This window comes from Roseomonas sp. TAS13, assembly GCF_001950415.1.
In the GTDB taxonomy this organism is placed as follows: Bacteria; Pseudomonadota; Alphaproteobacteria; order Acetobacterales; family Acetobacteraceae; genus Roseomonas; species Roseomonas mucosa.
This window is the reverse complement of the sequence record NZ_BDLP01000474.1, coordinates 1-2,830: the sequence shown is the minus strand read 5'-3', so window position 1 is coordinate 2,830 and position 2,830 is coordinate 1. Positions and strand designations below refer to the sequence as shown.

Sequence of the window (2,830 nt, the reverse complement as noted above, 5' to 3'; positions counted from 1 at the left end):
GCATCGCCATTCCCGGCCTGCGCGGGCGCCGCCCGGCGGAGGAGGTCGCGCCGCCCGTCCGCCGCATCGAGCCGCGCCTCGGCCGCGCGCCGGAGCCGGTGGTGGACGAGGACGAGGACGACCTGCCGCCGCCGCCGCCGCCCCGGACCGAGCGGGCCGCCCCGCCGCCCCGCCGCCCCGCGCCGCCGCCCCGGAACCTGCCGCCGGAACAGTTCGCCCTGCCGCCGCTCGATCTGCTGACCGAGGCGCCCCGCCGCCGCGACAACGGCCCGACCGAGGAGATGCTGCAGAACAACGCCCGCATGCTGGAAGGCGTGCTGGAGGATTACGGCGTGCGCGGCCGCATCGTGGAGGTGCGCCCCGGCCCCGTCGTCACGCTCTACGAGCTGGAGCCCGCCCCCGGCACCAAGTCCGCGCGCGTGATCGGCCTGGCCGACGACGTGGCGCGCAGCATGTCCGTCACCGCCGTCCGCATCGCCACGGTGCCCGGCCGCAACGTCATCGGCATCGAGATGCCGAACGCGAAGCGCGAGACGGTCTATCTGCGCGAACTGCTGGCCGACGAGGAATGGGGCCGGGCGCAGGGCCGCCTCAGCCTCGCCCTCGGCAAGGACATCGGTGGCGCCCCGGTGATCGCCGACCTCGCCACCATGCCGCACCTGCTGGTCGCCGGCACCACCGGCTCGGGCAAGTCGGTGGCGATCAACACCATGATCCTCAGCCTGCTCTACCGCTACGGGCCGGACGAGTGCCGCTTCATCATGATCGACCCGAAGATGCTGGAACTCTCGGTCTATGACCGCATCCCGCACCTCCTGGCCCCGGTGGTGACGGAAAGCCCCAAGGCGATCGGCGCGCTGAAATGGACGGTGCGGGAGATGGAGCGCCGCTACCGCGCCCTGTCGCAGCTCGGCGTGCGCAACATCGCCGGCTACAACAAGAAGGTCACCGCCGCCCGCGAGAAGGGCGAGCAGCTCACCCGCCGCGTGCAGACGGGCTTCGACCCCGACACGGGCAAGCCGGTCTTCGAGGACCAGCCCCTGGCGCTGGAGCCGCTGCCGATGATCGTCGTGGTCATCGACGAGATGGCCGACCTGATGGTGGTGGCGGGCAAGGAGATCGAGGCCTCGGTGCAGCGCCTCGCCCAGATGGCCCGCGCCGCCGGCATCCATGTCATCATGGCGACGCAGCGCCCCTCGGTGGACGTCATCACCGGCGTCATCAAGGCGAACTTCCCCGCCCGCATCTCCTTCCAGGTCTCCTCGAAGATCGACAGCCGCACCATCCTGGGCGAGCAGGGCGCCGAGCAGCTTCTCGGCCAGGGCGACATGCTGTTCATGGCCGGCGTCGGCCGCATGAACCGCGTCCACGGCCCCTTCGTCTCGGATGCCGAGGTCGAGGCCATCGTCGAGTACCTGCGCGAGCAGGGCGAGCCCTCCTATATCGAGGAAGTCACCGAGGTCGAGGATGACGAGGCCCCCACCGGCGGCCCCGGCGGCGGGGAGGGCGGCGAGCGCGGCCTCTTCGAGCAGGCGGTGGACCTCGTGACGCGGGAGGGCAAGGCCAGCACCTCCTTTGTCCAGCGCCATCTCTCCATCGGCTACAACCGCGCCGCCAAGCTCATCGAGCAGATGGAGAAGGAGGGCATCGTCGGCCCCGCCAACCATGTCGGCAAGCGCGAGGTGCTGGTGCGCGGGCAAGACGACTGACGCCGATCACCCAGGGCAGGGCATGGCCGGGGACCCGCCCCCGGCCATGCCCTGCCGCAAGGAGCGGAGGAACCCCGCCATGCGCCGATCCACACGCCGTGCCCTCCTGACCGCCAGCCTGCTGGCCGCCGTCCCTATCCTGCCCGTCATGGCGCAGACCGGCAGCGCCGCGCCCCGGCTGGAGCCCAGCCGCGACGTCGCGGTCACCTACCGGACCCTTGGCGGCAAGCCGGAGCCCGTCGAGGCGCAATGGCTGGCCTCCGAGCGCCTGCTGCGCCTGGAACTGCCGCGCCAGAACGGCTGGGGCGTGCTGGACCGCCGCAGCGGCCAGGCGCGGCTGGTGATGGACAAGATGCGCCTCGTCACCGAGCTTCCGGCCGAGGAGTTGCAGAAGATGGGCCTGCCCGCCGATTTCGGGCCCGGCACGCGCTTCACGCGCGAGGGGCAGGCGAAGGTCGCCGGCCTCTCCTGCACCAACTGGCGCTACGAGGAACGCGATGCCAGCGGCCGCGCCTGCCTGACGGCGGATGGCGTGCTGCTGCGCGCCGAGGGCCAGGTCCAGGGCCGCCAGGGCGGCATCGAGGCCACCAGCGTCACCTATGCCCGCCAGGACCCGGACCGCTTCCGCATCCCCGCGGGCTACCAGACCCTGCAACTGCCCCAGGGCCTGCCGCCTGGCCTCGCGCAGAACCTGCTGGGCGCCATTCCCGGCCTGAAGCGTTAGCCTGCCGGTCGCATCCGTCGCCACCGTCGCCCGCGCCAGCGGCGGGCGGGATCGGGCGGCGCCATCCCGGCCCTCGCCGCCTTATCCCTGCTCGCCCGCTCTGCGGTGGAGCGAGGGAGCGCCGCCCCTGGCTTCCCCGCGCAGGCGGGGAACAGACAGGCGAAAGGTAAGGAGTCGGCCTTGAATAACTCGTAAGGCACTGATCTAGCTGTGAGATTTTCCGGGCTCGGCGACCTGGATTTGCAGGGTTCGATTGTTTTCGACGACAAACCCTGCGAATCTTGTGGGCATGAAGCACCGCCCGCGCCCGCCGGAACAGGCCGATCTGCTGCGGCCGCGGCTGGTCGACATGATCGATGGGCGGCACGAACTGGTGCGGCTGGCGGCGCTGATCGAC

The 2,830-nt window shown here is 71.7% G+C and carries 2 protein-coding genes; both read left to right on the top strand.

What is annotated here, in order from left to right:
- On the top strand, positions 1 to 1,709 hold a 1,709-nt coding region (locus tag ROTAS13_RS22310), incomplete at its 5' end, for a DNA translocase FtsK (protein ID WP_253187743.1).
- A 79-nt stretch (positions 1,710 to 1,788) separates the two neighbouring features.
- Positions 1,789 to 2,433, top strand: a complete 645-nt coding sequence (locus tag ROTAS13_RS22305; protein WP_075823477.1) for a hypothetical protein — start codon at positions 1,789 to 1,791, stop codon at positions 2,431 to 2,433.
- The last annotated feature ends 397 nt before the right edge of the window (positions 2,434 to 2,830 follow it).